The organism is Chryseobacterium shigense, assembly GCF_900156575.1.
GTDB lineage: Bacteria > Bacteroidota > Bacteroidia > Flavobacteriales > Weeksellaceae > Chryseobacterium > Chryseobacterium shigense.
In genome coordinates, this window is sequence record NZ_FTNY01000007.1 from 60256 (window position 1) to 75645 (window position 15390).

Consider the following 15390-nt stretch of genomic DNA (forward strand, 5'->3'; position numbering starts at 1 on the left):
ATTTTTCAGAAAATTTAGAATACTATGCAATTGATGAAATTCAAATTACCTCTTGGTCTGCTTTCGGTTATCGGCGTTTTAGCTTTTTCCTCATGCAGCACTGATGATGATACGGAGCAGGCGGTAAATGACTCAGCCACAATAACCGTAGAAAATATAATTGATAGTAAAGCACTGACCCAATTCGGAACTTTCCAGAATGCGGGTTCATCACCTGTTCTTAATCCGGGAGAATCTACTTCTTTTAGCTTTTATGCGGGAAAAGGTCAGACGATAAGTTTTGCAGCGATGTACGGAAATAGCAATGATCTGTTTTTCGCTCCTGCGAATCCGGGAATAAAATTGTATCAGGACAATGGTGATCCGGTAACCGGAAATGTTTCTTCACAGATCAGACTTTGGGACAACGGCACCCGCGTCAATGAAACTCCAGGCCCCTCAGTGGGTCATCCGGGGGCAGCGGAAAATCCTATAAAGAATGTGGCTGAAATTGCATTAAGTGTTCCTGCATCCCAATTGCTGAAAGCTGAGTTAACCAATGACGGAGGAACCAAGTTCACTTTGAAAATTACTAATACCTCAGGGGGGATAGCCAATGAAACACCTATCAGTGCCGGAGTATGGGCAGTATCCCATATTTCAGGGACTACAATTGTAAAAGAAGATCCAATTTTTACACCGGGTAAATTATCAGCCAACGGATTGACAGATCTTGCTGAAACCGGAAAAACAACTGCTCTTGAACAGTATCTTACGGGTATTACAGGACCTAATTCTCCATTTTCGCCGGTATTGGTTGTCGTATACAGTGGTAATGATAATCCTATTTTTAAGACTGGAGAAAATGACCGCGGACATGGGCTTAAGGAGCTTTCCCAACAGGGAAATGCAGATATTCTGGCCACTTTTCTGAAAACCCAATCCGGCGTCAAAGAAGTTTATGTTCTTAAAGATCCGGCAACAACCATATTACAGCCAAAAATAAATGGGAACAATGGTGGCAAAGCTTCACAATCCCTATCTGCCCGCAAAGGAGATCGTATCGCATTGGCAACGATGTACGGACAATCTAATGACTGGTTCGTTGCATCGGTCAATAACGGCGTAGATGGCTCAACAAGAGGGGACATCTCTTCTATCATGGGGCTTTTTGATAGTGGAACATTACAAAGCTCTTTTCCGGGCGCTCATATTGGATCGCAGCCGGCGCAGGCTGAAAGCCAGCCGGTACAGCAATTGGCCAATCCCAATCCGTTTACTACTCTTCCTGCCGTACCGCAGATGATTAAAGTGACTATCCAGTAATAGATCAATCAAAGCATATAATCACCTCTTTGCGGGGTGATTTTTTGTTTTAAATAATTCATTAATTCAACCACAAAAGAGACAAAATTTTTTAATGTTAAACACTTCAAAAGTTTTAAAAGTTTTATCATCGTGAAAACAATAAGATCACAAAAGCAGAAAATCAAAGATTTTCATAAGAACTTAAGTGTACTTACTGTGCGCAATCTATTCAACTTTAAAAAATTACTAAAGTATTTCCTAAGCTTTTGTGACTTTTGTGGTTAAATTTTTTTAATCTTTAAATCTTCCATAATCTCATCCTTCTGAAATTTTTTGTTTTAAATAATTCATTAATTCAACCACAAAAGAGACAAAATTTTTTAATGTTAAACACTTCAGAACAGTTTTAAAGTTTTACCATCGTGAAAACAATAAGATCACAAAAGCAGAAAATCAAAGATTTTCATAAGAACTTAAGTGTACTTACTATGCGCAATCTATTCAACTTTAAAAATTACTAAAGTGTTTTCTAAGCTTTTGTGACTTTTGTGGTTAAATTTTTTTAATCTTTAAATCTCCCATAATCTCATCCTCCTGAAATTTTTTGTTTTAAATAATTCATTAATTCAACCACAAAAGAGACAAAATTTTTTAATGTTAAACACTTCAGAACAGTTTTAAGAGTTTTACCATCGTGAAAACAATAAGATCACAAAAGCAGAAAATCAAAGATTTTCATAAGAACTTAAGTGTACTTACTATGCGCAATCTATTCAACTTTAAAAATTACTAAAGTGTTTTCTAAGCTTTTGTAACTTTTGTGGTTAAATTTTTTTAATCTTTAAATCTCCCATAATCTCATCCTCCTGAAATACTTCATCATTTTCTCCAAATTTTTTTAAAACCTATTGAACAATATTTCCCCGAAATGCGTATTTTCGCAAAAGTTTATGAAAAAATTACTCTTCATATCAGCAGTAAGTTTGTTAAGCTGCAACCGGAATGTACCCACGGCACATCCTCCTGTAGGGGGAGTATTGAGCCAGAAAGATCTGGATGTTTCGAAGGAAAGGATGAAGAATCTGAATACCATAGAACGAGGCCAGATTCAGGATTGGATCACCGGGCAGTCTGTGAAGTATTATCCGACACAGCTTAATTACTGGGTAACTGCTGAAGGTTTTGATCAGAGAACAAGAAGAGCGGATGATACGCCGATCTCTTATTCCTACGATCTGTATGATTTTGACGAAACCAAGATCTACGATAAACCTTTTGAAAGAAGAGATGCCAGATTCGGGCATTTTGATGAACTGAAAGCGGTAGAGAATGCTTTGCGTTTTATGCATGATGGAGAGGAAGTAACGCTTTTGGTCCCTTCTTCACTGGCCTATGGGACTTTTGGAGATGAAAAGAATATAGACAACGATATACCATTGATCATAAAATTAAAAGCTCTATAAATAATGAAATTGTTTAACAAGAATATAATTCTGGCAGCGGCAAGTATCTCGCTGATGAGTTGTACCCCAATCTATAAAAAAATGAACGTAGACAAAGAAACTTACGAAGGTCTTAATGACGGACTTTATGCAAATCTTCAGACTTCCAAAGGAAACCTGATCGTGCAGTTCGAAGACAAAAAAGCACCAGTCACTGTAGCCAATTTTATTGGTCTTGCAGAAGGGAAAATAGACAACAAAGCTAAAGCGAAGGGAGTTCCTTTTTATGATGGAACTATTTTCCACAGAGTGATCAAAGATTTCATGATCCAGGGAGGTGATCCTCAGGGAACTGGAATGGGAGATCCCGGATATAAATTTGAGGACGAGAAAAACGATCTTAAGCATACAGGTAAAGGAATCCTTTCTATGGCGAATTCAGGACCTAACACCAACGGTTCTCAGTTCTTCATCACTGAAGTCGCTACTCCTTGGTTAGACGGAAGACACACGATCTTCGGAAAAGTAGTGAAAGGTAACGATGTCATCGATGCAATCGCTAATGTAGAAAAAGGAGCTCAGGACAAGCCTAAAACAGATATCGTTTTAGAAAAAGTTTCTGTTTTCGGTAAAGGAGATGCTTACAAAAACTATGATGCAGCAAAAACTTTCACAGAAGGAAAAGCTAAAATCGCAGAAAACAATAAAGCATATATCGCTAAAGAAGAAGCTGACAAAAAGAAAAAAGAAGAGGAATTCAAAGCGAACCAGGAGAAAATGGTAGAAGACCTTAAGGCTGGAATGCAAAAAACTGAATCCGGATTATTTTACAAGATCACGAAAACAGTAGAAGGGGCAAAAGCTCCTAAATCTGGTGATAATGTATCTGTACACTATGCAGGTAAATTAATCGACGGGACAGAATTCGATTCTTCATTCAAAAGAAACGAGCCTATTGAAATTCCAATCGGAATGGGAAGAGTAATCAAAGGATGGGATGAAGGAATCCTATTGCTTAAAGAAGGTGAAACAGCTACTTTATTGATCCCACCAGCAATGGCGTACGGAGAAAGAGGAGCAGGAGGAGTTATCCCACCAAACGCCTGGTTGATCTTCGATGTTGAACTTGTGAAAGTACAGTAATTGAAAATTTTAAATATTGAAAGCCGTCCGTGAGGACGGCTTTTTTTATAACCCAAACCTAAATCGCACAAAATTATTGATGGGATAGTTTTAATTTTAATACAATAATGAAATTTTCCTATTTTCGTGTAAAGTTATTTCATGAAAAAAATCCTCTATACCGTTCTTATTCTCTCCACAATCCCTTTTTCCGCTCAGGGGAAAAAATTCTTCAAAAGCGGAGAAGTACAGCTTCAAAATCCTGTAGAAAAGATCAATCTTAGATATGCCAATGATCTCCCTTTTGTTCAGGTAAGCATCAACGGGAAATCCTATAATTTTCTTTTTGATACCGGAGCTCCGACCGTTATTTCTACGGCAGTCTATTCTGAACTGGGATTAGAGAAAAAACATAAAAGTACGGTAAAGGATTCTCAAAAAAATAAACACGAACAAATTTTCACTATTCTACCAGAAATGACTGTTGATCAGGCTGTTTTCAAAGACGTAGGCGCAGTTGTGATGGATTTCAGTGTTTCGGAACTGAGCTGTTTCAAAATCGATGGTATTTTGGGGGCTAATCAAATGGCAAAGCTCTTCTGGAAGATCAATTATTCAGAAAATTCACTGGAAGCTTCAAAAGACCTGGCTCAGTTTAATCCCCAAGATTATGATATTGTCATTCCTTTTAGTCCGAGAGTGCAGAAAACGCCTGTGGTAGAAACCGATTGGCAGGGCAAAAAGATCGACCTTACTTTTGATACCGGATTTTCCGGAAGACTCAAGGTCACAGACAAGGCATATGATGCCCAAAAAGCAATGAAGAGCATAGAAGTGTATGGAACGAGTTCTGTTGGGGCATATGGGGCTGGAAAGCCTGCTCCGGGATATATTTTCAGGACTGCAGATCTGTCATTGGGAAATAAGAGCTTTTCAAATGAAATCATCGCTACCGGAAGTACAAGCCTGATCGGAAACGATTTCTTTAAAAATTTTATTTTTATCCTCGATTGGTCAGGAAACAAGATCTATATGAAGCGCATCAAAAACGAACCTGCCAGGCTTGAGTCTTTTGGCTTCGGATACCGGTTTGTTGATGCCAAACCCACAGTTGCTTTTGTATTTCAGGAAGAGAGTTTTCCACTGAAAATCGGAGATGCCATCATCAGCATCAATAATGTCAATCTTGATCATCTGGACAAAGATGGTGCCTGTCATTATTTTCTTAACAGGGTAGAGAGTGGGCAGAACGCCATTAATGTAAAGATCATGAGAAAAGGCAAAGAGATGGAGGTGAAGCTGGAGAAGAGGGAGTTTTTAGGAGTTTAGGGTGGAGTTGGAGAGCGGGAGGGTTCAGGCGTTTCTCAGGTTACTTATATTTTATGAGGTGGAATATGAAAATTTAAACCACCCCGTCAAAAATTCAAAGAATTTTTGCCACCCCTCCGCAGGAGGGGAATTTCAGATTTCCCCGGGAATTGAAGCTGATGTAACCGATTTTTTTTTTTTTTTATGTTCATCTGATCACAAAACAGATCGATGTTTTTAAGGTATGGAATGCCTTAATGTACTTTAGTTTAAAATTATACAAGCTTGAAAACACTAAGTATCCTTAAGTAGAAATAAAAAGGCTTTCATTAGAGCTTAAGTAGATTCCTTGAGCGTTGTACATTTATCTTAAAAACAAGTAGAACGTTTAAAAACTTTTGTAGTTAAAAAATATTTTAAAAATCGATGTTTTGGATAAGTTATAAAGATGAGCCAACAAAAAAACCGTTCAACAATAGTGAACGGTTTTCTAGTAAAAATAGAAATTAAAATTATGCGTGTCTTGATTTCTTCCTCATATGGGAAGAATTCATTTTTCCGGCCAGGGAGCTGATAAATACAAGTCCAAAACCAAGATAGGCTGCAAATGCGGTTAAGTATACTATTAAGCTGTTAAAACTAGGTTTTGAGGCATATACTAGTACGGAAAAAACGGCAAAACTTAGCAAGAGCATAAGGCTCCAGATATTCATTTTTGCGGCATCTTCATTTCTCTTAAAAATCATTTCAAAAAAGTCTCTCATCATAATCACTTTTTAAGGGTTATACATTTATTTTCCGTCCTTTCATAGAACGGTCCGGAATTACTTATTCCGTTATTAATTAACAGGACATGGATCATGGCTAAAACTTAGCTAAGGTCATGATCAAATGGCCGTTGGATTGTTCAGTATCAGGGTATGCTTTACGCTACCCGGAAAAATTTAATTAAAAGCAGTGTTGAATCCGGAAAGGGATTCATGAGCTTTATGACACCGTACACGGTACATCGTAAATGGAATTGATAAGAGGATTATCTCTTCCGTTGTATACGGTATCTAAAGAAAAAGGATCATATAAATATGATAAATAGCCTTTATCCGGCCCAGCGGAAACTGAAAATCCCGCGGCAACTTTTAATCATCGTTTGTGTTTGAATAACTTTTTTTTCAATGATTTAGCTTGCGAATATCATGCCAAAGTGAATTTTTTAACGTATTTTTAGATTTAATTTGCTTTAATGTCAAATAAATACCACTCATGACTCAGGAAAGTTTAGAAGGAAATATACGGAATAGTGCGGTCCAGCTTATACAATTGGCAGAAGACCGATGCTGGAATAAAATTTCTCATCATCTGACTTTTATTGTTTCCGATTTTAACGAATTCGGAGAAAATTTTCGAAAAAAAAGAAAACTGAGAAATAAGATTAATAAATATAAAGTGCCGCAGCCATTAGATGCTGTTATTGGAGTCATAAAGAAAGAGTATCAGGACCTGTATGATATCAATCTTTATATTTTTAAAGCACTACAGAAAGAAACAATTATTGAAATTCAGTATTACAGAAAATCAAATAGGGAGCTTGATTATCATGATAAAATAAAAGATTATCCGCCGATGCTTCACGCTAAGATTACACAGCCGGGGTATTCTTTGGAAGGAGAGAAGTTTGATGTCAACTGGGAATCCGGAGGAGGATTAAGGCATTATTGGAAAAATTTTCTTTATAAATGGAAGTATAGAAGAAACCTAAAAAAGACAAAAGAAATAGACCACCATACCATTTCAACCACAGAAATTCAATTGATGGGATCACATTCCCCTCTCATGGAGGGGTGGCAAAAATTCAAAGAATTTTTGACGGGGTGGTTTACAAATTTCAATTTTAAAAAAAATCAACAAGTACACTCATAAGAGTCTACTTGCTGACAAAATATTTTTTTAAAGAACTACCAGTTCTTATCAATCATATAAATAATCTGGGTCATAGCTGTAGCACCTAAAAGAAGCTCTCTGCGGTTTACCTTTTCAAAAGTATCTTCTTCCGTATGATGGATGTCAAAGTACCTCTGAGAATCCGGAACCAGCTCAGCAGTAGGAACTCCCATATCATGAAGCGGATAAATATCCGTCCCGGAATATTTTCCTTCAAAATTGTAAACGCCGTAGGGTAAAAATAAACCTGTCCAGCTTTTGATCTGCTTTCTTTTTTCCTCATCCATTTCCAGTGCGATGCCTCTTGGCGCAAAACCTCCCGCATCAGATTCTATCGCAAAAAGATGTTTCTCGTTCTTTTCTTTTGCTGTTTTCCCATATTGAATACCTCCTTTCACCCCATTTTCTTCATTGGCAAAACAAACAACCCTGATCGTATGATTATTTTTAATCCCTAATTTTTTAAACGTTCTCAAAACCTCAATGCTTTGAACAATTCCGGCACCGTCATCATGGGCACCTTCCCCTACATCCCATGAATCAAGATGTCCTCCGACAACGATCACGCTCTGGTCTTTTTTTCCTGTGATTTCGCCGATAACAGAGTGGGAAAGTTTCTCACCTTTCATACCACAGTTGGAATTAAGTTTAGCCGTTACTTTCTGTTTCTTTAAAAGGGCTTCCAGTTCGTCCGCTGTTGTAGTGCCGATGGCTATCGCCGGAATCTTTAAAACTTGGTCTTCATAACGCATTCCTCCTGTGTGAGGAACATCATCAAAAGCAGAAGACAGTGATCGGACAATCGCAAACTTTCCACCTTTTTTAGCCGTTAAGGAAGCTGCAGTGACCCTGTATTTTGCTGCATCGCTGTAGCCTCTGAATGTTTCTACAAAAGACTGACTGAAAGGGTAATTAAAGAACACGATCTTATCCTTTACTTGATCTGAAGAAAGCTTCTCGTACTCTTCCATGGACTTCACGATAATAATCTCGCCAGATACATCTTTTCCGCCTGTTCCTTCAGAATTCCCAAGAGAAAGCATCTTCAGTTTTTTCCATTTTCCATCTGCTGTTTTGATTTGAAGAGATTCCTTTCCTCTTGTCCAGACGGGAACCATCACTTCCTGCAGCCATACCTTATCGGCACCCGCATCGTGAAGTTTCTGTTCTGCCCATTTGACAGCCTTTTCGTAAGCTTCTGAACCGCTGAGACGGTGACCAATGTTTTTGCTTAAATCCCTGAGTTCTGTATAGCCTTTTCCATTGTTCAGGATTTCTGTAGAAATTTTGCTGAACTGTATAGAATCTTCTTTAGACTGGCCAAAAACAGCCATTCCTAAGCATAATAATGAAGTTCCAATTATCTTTTTCATAGTTTACCAGTTTTTATCGATCATGAAAATCAGCTGAGTCATTGCTGTGGCCCCTAAGAGGAGCTCTCTTTTATTGACTTTATCAAAGGTATCTTCCACAGAATGATGATAGTCAAAATAACGCTGGGTGTCTACCACAAGCTCTGCCAGCGGAATATCAAGTTTTTTAAGAGGGGCAATATCCTGTATCGCATAGGTTTGATCAAAATCATAAATGCCATAAGGAAGGAAATAATTTTTCCATTCAAAGATCTGCCTTCTCCTTTGAGGCGGCATATCCAATGAAAATCCTCGTGGCGAATAACCTCCGGAATCTGTTCCTAAAGCAAAAATATGTTTTTCATCTTTCTTTTTTACATAAGAAGCATACATTTCTCTTCCCTGGCCACCGTTTTCACTATTAGCATACAGGACAACCCTTATGGTATGGCTATTCGCAAATCCGAGGGCTTTTAAGGCTCTTAACACTTCAATGCACTGTACTACTCCGGAACCGTCATCGTGAGCTCCTTCTGCAAAGTCCCAGGAGTCGAGCTGAGCTCCCAGAACGATTACTTTAGCATCTTTATTGCCGGGAATCTCTCCTATAATATTTTGATTGATGGTTTCTCCTTTGGATTCGGCGGACATATTCAGTTTGGCCGTTACTTTCTGTTTTTTCAGAAGTTTTTCCAGTTCGTCAGCAGATCGTACCCCAATGGTGACGGCCGGGATTCTTGCTTTATCGTCTGGTTCATAATAGATCATCTTGGCGTGGGGCGTATCATCCGAAGCGGTCGTGAGTGATCTGATAATAAGACCTTTGGCTCCTCTTTTTCCGATGACCGAAGCAGAAAGCAGTCGGGATTTGGCGGTAACGAGATAGGAGTCAACAGTATTGATCACTTTTGGGTCCAGAGGCGTGTTGACAAAGACAATTTTATCTTTTAACTGTAAAGAGGTCAAGGTATTAAGCTCTGTTATATCATTAATCAGTATAATCTCGGCAGTAAGGTCTTTACCTCCCGTTCCTTCTGAGTTTCCAAAAGAGAGCATTCTGATATTCTTCCAGTCGCCGCTACCAGATTTGATCTGAAGAGATTCCTTTCCTCTGATCCATATCGGCACTCTGACATCTTGTTTCCATATATTTTCCGCACCTGCTTCTTTAAGCTTTTTTTCAGCCCATTCTGTTGCTTTCGCATATCCGGGAGTGGCACTGAAACGTGGGCCTATCCCTTTGGTAAGTTCACCAAGATTTTCGTACGCTGTTCCGTTGGTCATGATCTCGTCCGAGATTTTCCTGAACTCATCCTGGTAGTTGAACTTTGCCGTAGTCACCTTTTTCGCAGGTTTTTTAATTGGCTTTTTTTGAGAAAATAAAAATCCACTCAAAAAGAGTGGAAGTATAATGAAGATTTTTTTCATTTTTTATTTACCTTTCTTTTTCCGATGCTAAAAGTAGGGAAAAAATAGGAATTTATTAAGGTTTCATATCGTACATCAACAGTGCTGTAACCAATTTGGGTTCTATGAATGTACATTTTGGAGGCATGCTCAGTTTCAGGTCTGAAATTTTGATCATATCGTTGAAACTCACAGGATAGATTCCAAATCCTACTTTTCCTTCTCCATTGTCGATTTTTTCTTTTAAAGAATTAATTCCCTGAATATTAGAAGTTCCTTTAGCGTACGTAATCTTTTCCGAGCTGTCAGAATTCTCAATTTTCAGAATATTCTTAAAAATATATTTATCTAAAAGATGATGGTCAAGATTGTCCAGAGACATTTCTGTTGAACGCAGATCATGCTTTACATGAAGGGAGTAGAATTTGCCATCCAGATACATGGAAATATGGAATTTCTGAGAAGGGAAGTAAGAAGTTTCACCTTTTTCATGAATCAGGAAATACTGATCCAGCTCTTTCAGAAATTCTTCACTTGAAAGACCGTTCAGGTCTGACAGGATTCTATTGTAATCGTGGATTTTGATCGATTGGTTGGATACGATAAAGCTGTATACAAAATTATACGCTTCAGTACCGTTATGCTTTTTGTTTTTCTCCTTGTGGTACTTTGCATTCAATGCGGTAGAACCAATTCTGTGGTGTCCGTCCGCAATGTAGAAAGAGTCAATCTGGTCGATGACCTCTTTGAACTGCTGAAGTTTCAGACGGTTGTCTATTCTCCAGATCTTGTGTCTGATCCCGATAGAATCTACATGATTGAAAATAGGAACATTCTTCTCTTCATGATTCATCAGAAGCTCAATCTTGGAATTGGAAGGATAAGTAAGCAGTACAGGTTCTGCCTGTAGGTTTACTTTTTCAAGATAATGAGCCAGCTTTTCCTTTTTCTGAGGAATGGTACTTTCATGCCTTTTGATCTTTCCGTTCCAGAAATCTTCAATACTTGCTAATCCGAGCAATCCTCTGAAGATCTGTTTGTTGGGGTAGATTTGCTCATAAAGATAATAAGCTGAACTGTCCTGGACCAGTTTTTTTTCATCCAGAAGCTCTTCAAACGTTGAGCGGATCTTTCTTAAATTCCGGTCAATATCTTTAGATTTACTTACAACATAGGGTTTAATCATGTTGATGTAAGTATTTTCAACTTGAGCTTTCTCTGCGATTTCCTCCTGGGTGAAGTTGTCCAGCGGATGGGTAGGGAAAGTGCTCTCAAAGTCTTTATGAGGTCTTATTCCACGGAAAGGTTTAAAAACAGGCATATTTATCTTATGGTTTCTTTTTGTAGCTTAATAATTTGTTCTGCAAGTTCTGCGCCGATTTTTTCCTGGGCATCCACTGTATTTCCTCCTACGTGAGGGGAAAGGGATAAAGCAGGGTTCATCAGTAAAGGAAGTTCCGGAGTCGGTTCGCTTTCAAACACGTCCAGTGCAGCTCCCGCCACTTTTTCGGATTCGATAAAATCAATAAGCGTTACTTCATTGATTACACCTCCTCTTGCAGTATTAACGATGTAGACGCCGTCTTTCATTTTTTCAAACTGAGGCGTGTCTATAATATATTCATTTGTTTTTGGCGTATTGATGCTGATGAAATCCGTGTCTTTAAGAAAAGCATCCATATCATTGGTAGAAGTGATCTCAAAATTCAGACTCTGTCCGTCGAAAAAGTCCAGGGTAAGAACTCTTGTCTTTGGATTTTTGGTCAGTACTTTGATTTTCATTCCTAATGCTATTCCCATTTTCACCACTTCCTGCCCGATACTTCCAAAGCCAATCACTCCAAGTGTTTTTCCTGAAAGTTCATACGCTTTGCTGAATGACTTTTTCATGGCCTCGAAGTGAGTTTCTCCCTCCAGCGGCATCAGTCGGTTCGATTCGTGAAGAAATCTTGCCAGAGCAAAAAAGTGTCCGAAAACAAGTTCGGCTACTGATTTTGAAGATGCTGTAGGGGTATTGATTACTTTGATCCCTTTGCTTTTCGCATAATCTACATCAATATTGTCCATCCCTATACCACCGCGCCCGATGATTTTCAGGCTTGGGCAGGCATCAATGATGTCCTGTCTTACTTTCGTCGTGCTTCTTACCAAAAGAATATCTACGTTATTTTCATTGATAAAATTGATAACGTGATTCTGAGCCACTCTGTTGGGCAGAACTTCAAATCCTGCTTCCGTAAGGGCCAGTTCTCCTGTTTTCGAGATTCCGTCGTTTGCTAAAACTTTCATGTGTTATGGTCTTAATCGATGTTGGATATAAGATGTTAGAAATTAGACTTTAAAGTCTGATATTCTGCATCTGAAATCTTCAGATTTTTTTAATTTTTTTGGCCGTCTAATATAAGTTATTTTATTGACTTCATAACATCCACCAGAACCTGCACGCTTTCAATCGGTAAAGCGTTGTATAAGCTGGCTCTGTAACCTCCAAGGCTTCTGTGTCCGTTCAGTCCGCTGATCCCCGCAGCCTTCCATGCGTTGTCAAATTCTTCTTTTTTACTTTCGTCTTTCAACTGGAAAGAAACATTCATTAGTGAACGGTCTTCTTCTACACAAAACGTTTCAAAAAGAGGGTTATTATCAATTTCATCATATAAAAGTTTTGCCTTCGTTTCATTTCTTGCTTCTGCTGCTGCAATTCCTCCATTCTTTTCAAGATACTGTAGCGTAAGAAGAGAAGCGTAAACAGGGAAAACCGGAGGGGTATTATACATCGATTCTTTTGAAATATGCTGAGAATAATCCAGTATAGACAACATATTTTCTCTCCCTGTTTTTCCAAGAATTTCTTTTTTGATCACCACCAAGGTTACACCGGCAGGTCCCATGTTTTTCTGAGCTCCGGCATAAATCAGATCAAATTTGGAGAAATCGAGCTGTCTTGAGAAAATATCAGAACTCATATCACAAACTATCAGAGTATCTACTTCAGGAAAAGATTTCATCTGAGTTCCGTAAATCGTATTGTTTGAGGTGCAGTGGAAATAATCGTATTCTGAACCTATGGTATAATCTTTAGGAATGAAAGAATAATTGTCTTCTTTGGAAGAACCTACTACTTCCACAGTTCCTAATTTTTTGGCTTCTTTAATAGCACCCGCTGCCCATGTTCCCGTGTCAAGATAAGCTGCTTTACCGCCTACTTTTAACAGGTTGTAAGGAACCATCGCAAACTGAAGGCTTGCACCGCCTCCTAAATAAAGTACTTCATAATCATCACCAAGGTTCATCAGTCTTTTCACAATGGCACGCGCTTCGTCCATTACCGCAACAAAATCTTTGCTTCTGTGCGAAATTTCAAGAAGAGACAATCCAATCCCGTTGAAATCTAAAATAGCTTCTGCTGATTTTTCGAATACCTCCTGAGGTAAGATACAGGGTCCTGCGCTGAAGTTGTGCTTTTTGCTCATATTTTTACTTTTTAGGTTGTGCAAGGTGGTTGCGCTTGCGGTTTATTATTGTTATTTACTAGATTCTTTGAGATTTAAAGGTAAAAAAACCGTCTCATAGTGGTGAGACGGAGCCTTTATTATTCACCGTGTAAGAACGCTTTTTTCTCAAGCAGCGCCTCTTCAGATTCTACGTGGTCTTCGTCAGGAACACAACAGTCTACCGGGCAAACCGCTGCACACTGAGGTTCTTCGTGGAATCCTTTACATTCCGTACATTTGTCTGTAACAATGAAATACACATCATCACTCACAGGTTCCTGCGGCGAATCTGCATCTACCGTAAGTCCTGACGGCATAGTCACTGTACCGGCAAGAGCGGTGCCTTCAGAAGCTTTCCAGTCTACGGCTCCTTCATATATTGCATTATTTGGGCATTCCGGTTCACAGGCACCGCAATTAATGCATTCATCAGTTATTTTAATAGCCATCGCTAATTTTTTTTAAATTTGCACAAAATTACAAAATATTCCCCAATTTAAAAGTAATTATGAATATCGAAAATCAAGTTTTAGGACTTATTAAGTTAAGTGACTATATAAAAGAGTATTTATCAAAGGATCAGGAAGATGATAACGGAGCTGATAATGAGTTCAGATCATTGCTCAAAAGGTCTGAAATAGAAAACCCGTGGTTTACTATTGATAATCAGAAATTTGCTCTTCAGGAGTGGGCGAATCTGCTTACCCGGGAAAATATCAATAACTGGATAAGAAACTATTCCGTTTCTAAAATTTCTAAAAAAGTAGGATTGATTCTTGCCGGGAATATTCCCCTGGTAGGATTTCACGATGTGGTCTCCGTGGTTTTGAGCGGGCATATTCCGTTGATCAAACTGTCTTCTAAAGATAGACTGATGGTTCCGTTCCTCCTTAAAAAATGGAATGAGTTTTCCGGAGATGCCGTTCAGTTTGAATGGGTTGAAAGATTGGAGAATTTTGATGCTGTGATTGCAACAGGAAGTAATAATACAGCAAGATACCTTGAATATTATTTCAAAAATCATTTAAGCATCATCAGAAAAAACAGAACTTCTGCGGCGGTTTTAAAGGGAGATGAGACTCCTGAAGAGCTTCAGTTGCTGGCCGAAGATATTTTCAGATATTTCGGGCTTGGATGCAGAAATGTGACTAGAATTTTTATTCCGGAGGATTTTGTGATTGACAGACTGTTTGAAAGTTTTACAGGATTTCAGGATATCATCAATCATCATAAATACGCCAACAATTACGATTATAACAGAGCGGTTTACCTTCTGAACCGTGATCTGTTCTGGGATAATAATTTTGTGATGCTGAAAGAAGATGATAAACTTTTCAGTCCGCTTTCCGTGATTAATTTCAGCCGATATTCATCACTTGATGAAGTGAAAAGTTTTATTGCTGAAAATAAGGAAGATATCCAGTGTATTGTTGCAAAAGAAGAGCTCGGGTTGGATTCTATTCCTTTTGGAGAGGCTCAGCACCCTTCTTTGGATACTTATGCTGATAATGTAGATACGATGAGATTTTTGGAATTGGTCTGATTTTCGTATCTTAACTCACCGATTTACCCAATAACAGATAGATTATGAAAAAAATATTGTTAGGACTTACGATGCTTGCCGCACAGCTGATGTTTGCTCAGAAAGTTACCGGCGTGAAGGTAGAAAAAGCTCAGAAAGAAGTTCCGGCACAGTTGAGCAAAGAGAAGATTAATTTGTATAATGACAACTTTCTTAAGTTTGTCACAGCACTTAAAGCTTCAGACCGACCTGCTATTGATTTGCTTCTTTCAGACAAGGTAAAAGAAATCGTGACGGATGACGTCCTGAAAAAAGTGAAGGAAGGCTTTGATGTCAATAAAAAATTGGAGATTTTAAAAACAGGCTATCATAAACTAATGGACGGGTCCAATTTGCCAAGCATTCATTACAAATATGCAGGAGATTCAAAAGAGGTGATTATGGCTGTATTTGAAGAGGATGGAAAGATCCTTGGAGTAATGCCGGCGAAAAAAGAAAAATAATTTTATATTCGAAACAAA

At 38.4% G+C, this 15390-nt stretch carries 14 protein-coding genes; 7 read left to right on the plus strand and 7 right to left on the minus strand.

Annotation, left to right across the window (positions count from 1 at the left end):
- The first annotated feature begins 33 nt into the window (after positions 1 to 33).
- The 4 genes from BW964_RS20130 to BW964_RS20145 all read left to right on the plus strand — a co-directional run bounded on the left by BW964_RS20130 (position 34) and on the right by BW964_RS20145 (position 5180).
- Positions 34 to 1305 carry a spondin domain-containing protein gene (locus BW964_RS20130; protein ID WP_084176059.1) on the plus strand — a complete coding sequence of 424 codons (1272 nt, stop codon included), beginning with the start codon at positions 34 to 36 and terminating at the stop codon, positions 1303 to 1305.
- A 932-nt stretch (positions 1306 to 2237) separates the two neighbouring features.
- A complete protein-coding gene (locus BW964_RS20135) occupies positions 2238 to 2750 on the plus strand; it encodes an FKBP-type peptidyl-prolyl cis-trans isomerase (protein WP_076510029.1) in 513 nt (170 codons plus the stop codon).
- Positions 2751 to 2831: 81 nt separating this feature from the next.
- A complete protein-coding gene (locus BW964_RS20140) occupies positions 2832 to 3872 on the plus strand; it encodes a peptidylprolyl isomerase (RefSeq protein ID WP_228432075.1) in 1041 nt (346 codons plus the stop codon).
- 141 nt (positions 3873 to 4013) lie between these two features.
- Positions 4014 to 5180, plus strand: a complete 1167-nt coding sequence (locus BW964_RS20145; RefSeq protein ID WP_076510032.1) for a retropepsin-like aspartic protease — start codon at positions 4014 to 4016, stop codon at positions 5178 to 5180.
- Between the two features lie 491 nt (positions 5181 to 5671).
- Here the strand turns inward: BW964_RS20145 and BW964_RS20150 are convergent, their stop codons facing one another.
- Positions 5672 to 5926, minus strand: a complete 255-nt coding sequence (locus tag BW964_RS20150; RefSeq protein WP_123911976.1) for a hypothetical protein — start codon at positions 5924 to 5926, stop codon at positions 5672 to 5674.
- Between the two features lie 493 nt (positions 5927 to 6419).
- Between BW964_RS20150 and BW964_RS20155 the strand changes: the two genes are divergently transcribed.
- Positions 6420 to 7076, plus strand: a complete 657-nt coding sequence (locus tag BW964_RS20155) for a hypothetical protein (RefSeq protein WP_076510036.1) — start codon at positions 6420 to 6422, stop codon at positions 7074 to 7076.
- A 35-nt stretch (positions 7077 to 7111) separates the two neighbouring features.
- On the opposite strand, the gene BW964_RS20160 is transcribed toward BW964_RS20155, so the two are convergent.
- The 6 genes from BW964_RS20160 to BW964_RS20185 all read right to left on the minus strand — a co-directional run bounded on the left by BW964_RS20160 (position 7112) and on the right by BW964_RS20185 (position 13796).
- Positions 7112 to 8470 (minus strand): M20/M25/M40 family metallo-hydrolase, encoded by a 1359-nt coding sequence (locus tag BW964_RS20160; protein WP_076510039.1) that lies wholly within the window; start codon positions 8468 to 8470, stop codon positions 7112 to 7114.
- A 3-nt stretch (positions 8471 to 8473) separates the two neighbouring features.
- Positions 8474 to 9877: a M28 family peptidase gene (locus BW964_RS20165; protein WP_084176062.1), complete on the minus strand. Its 1404-nt coding sequence runs from the start codon at positions 9875 to 9877 to the stop codon at positions 8474 to 8476.
- A 55-nt stretch (positions 9878 to 9932) separates the two neighbouring features.
- Positions 9933 to 11177: a DUF1015 domain-containing protein gene (locus BW964_RS20170; RefSeq protein ID WP_076510041.1), complete on the minus strand. Its 1245-nt coding sequence runs from the start codon at positions 11175 to 11177 to the stop codon at positions 9933 to 9935.
- 2 nt (positions 11178 to 11179) lie between these two features.
- Positions 11180 to 12145 carry a D-2-hydroxyacid dehydrogenase gene (locus BW964_RS20175; RefSeq protein ID WP_076510043.1) on the minus strand — a complete coding sequence of 322 codons (966 nt, stop codon included), beginning with the start codon at positions 12143 to 12145 and terminating at the stop codon, positions 11180 to 11182.
- 116 nt (positions 12146 to 12261) lie between these two features.
- Positions 12262 to 13326 carry a 3-phosphoserine/phosphohydroxythreonine transaminase gene (gene serC, locus BW964_RS20180; protein WP_076510045.1) on the minus strand — a complete coding sequence of 355 codons (1065 nt, stop codon included), beginning with the start codon at positions 13324 to 13326 and terminating at the stop codon, positions 12262 to 12264.
- Between the two features lie 119 nt (positions 13327 to 13445).
- The gene (locus BW964_RS20185) at positions 13446 to 13796 is read right to left on the minus strand and encodes a 4Fe-4S binding protein (protein WP_034750982.1); all 351 of its coding nucleotides are present in this window, start codon (positions 13794 to 13796) and stop codon (positions 13446 to 13448) included.
- A gap of 59 nt (positions 13797 to 13855) precedes the next feature.
- Here BW964_RS20185 and BW964_RS20190 point away from each other — a divergent pair, with 59 nt between their 5' ends.
- Positions 13856 to 14890: an acyl-CoA reductase gene (locus tag BW964_RS20190; RefSeq protein ID WP_076510047.1), complete on the plus strand. Its 1035-nt coding sequence runs from the start codon at positions 13856 to 13858 to the stop codon at positions 14888 to 14890.
- A 44-nt stretch (positions 14891 to 14934) separates the two neighbouring features.
- A complete protein-coding gene (locus BW964_RS20195; RefSeq protein ID WP_076510049.1) occupies positions 14935 to 15372 on the plus strand; it encodes a peptidylprolyl isomerase in 438 nt (145 codons plus the stop codon).
- The last annotated feature ends 18 nt before the right edge of the window (positions 15373 to 15390 follow it).

What these genes read in the sequence shown, in the direction of transcription:
- BW964_RS20170 (WP_076510041.1), bottom strand. Translation starts at nt 11,177, where the DNA reads ATGCCTGTTTTTAAACCTTTCCGTGGAATAAGACCTCATAAAGACTTT.
- BW964_RS20175 (WP_076510043.1), bottom strand. Translation starts at nt 12,145, where the DNA reads ATGAAAGTTTTAGCAAACGACGGAATCTCGAAAACAGGAGAACTGGCC.
- BW964_RS20160 (WP_076510039.1), bottom strand. Translation starts at nt 8,470, where the DNA reads ATGAAAAAGATAATTGGAACTTCATTATTATGCTTAGGAATGGCTGTT.
- serC (WP_076510045.1), bottom strand. Translation starts at nt 13,326, where the DNA reads ATGAGCAAAAAGCACAACTTCAGCGCAGGACCCTGTATCTTACCTCAG.
- BW964_RS20190 (WP_076510047.1), top strand. Translation starts at nt 13,856, where the DNA reads ATGAATATCGAAAATCAAGTTTTAGGACTTATTAAGTTAAGTGACTAT.
- BW964_RS20145 (WP_076510032.1), top strand. Translation starts at nt 4,014, where the DNA reads ATGAAAAAAATCCTCTATACCGTTCTTATTCTCTCCACAATCCCTTTT.
- BW964_RS20140 (WP_228432075.1), top strand. Translation starts at nt 2,832, where the DNA reads ATGAACGTAGACAAAGAAACTTACGAAGGTCTTAATGACGGACTTTAT.
- BW964_RS20130 (WP_084176059.1), top strand. Translation starts at nt 34, where the DNA reads ATGAAATTCAAATTACCTCTTGGTCTGCTTTCGGTTATCGGCGTTTTA.
- BW964_RS20185 (WP_034750982.1), bottom strand. Translation starts at nt 13,796, where the DNA reads ATGGCTATTAAAATAACTGATGAATGCATTAATTGCGGTGCCTGTGAA.
- BW964_RS20195 (WP_076510049.1), top strand. Translation starts at nt 14,935, where the DNA reads ATGAAAAAAATATTGTTAGGACTTACGATGCTTGCCGCACAGCTGATG.
- BW964_RS20165 (WP_084176062.1), bottom strand. Translation starts at nt 9,877, where the DNA reads ATGAAAAAAATCTTCATTATACTTCCACTCTTTTTGAGTGGATTTTTA.
- BW964_RS20150 (WP_123911976.1), bottom strand. Translation starts at nt 5,926, where the DNA reads ATGATGAGAGACTTTTTTGAAATGATTTTTAAGAGAAATGAAGATGCC.
- BW964_RS20155 (WP_076510036.1), top strand. Translation starts at nt 6,420, where the DNA reads ATGACTCAGGAAAGTTTAGAAGGAAATATACGGAATAGTGCGGTCCAG.
- BW964_RS20135 (WP_076510029.1), top strand. Translation starts at nt 2,238, where the DNA reads ATGAAAAAATTACTCTTCATATCAGCAGTAAGTTTGTTAAGCTGCAAC.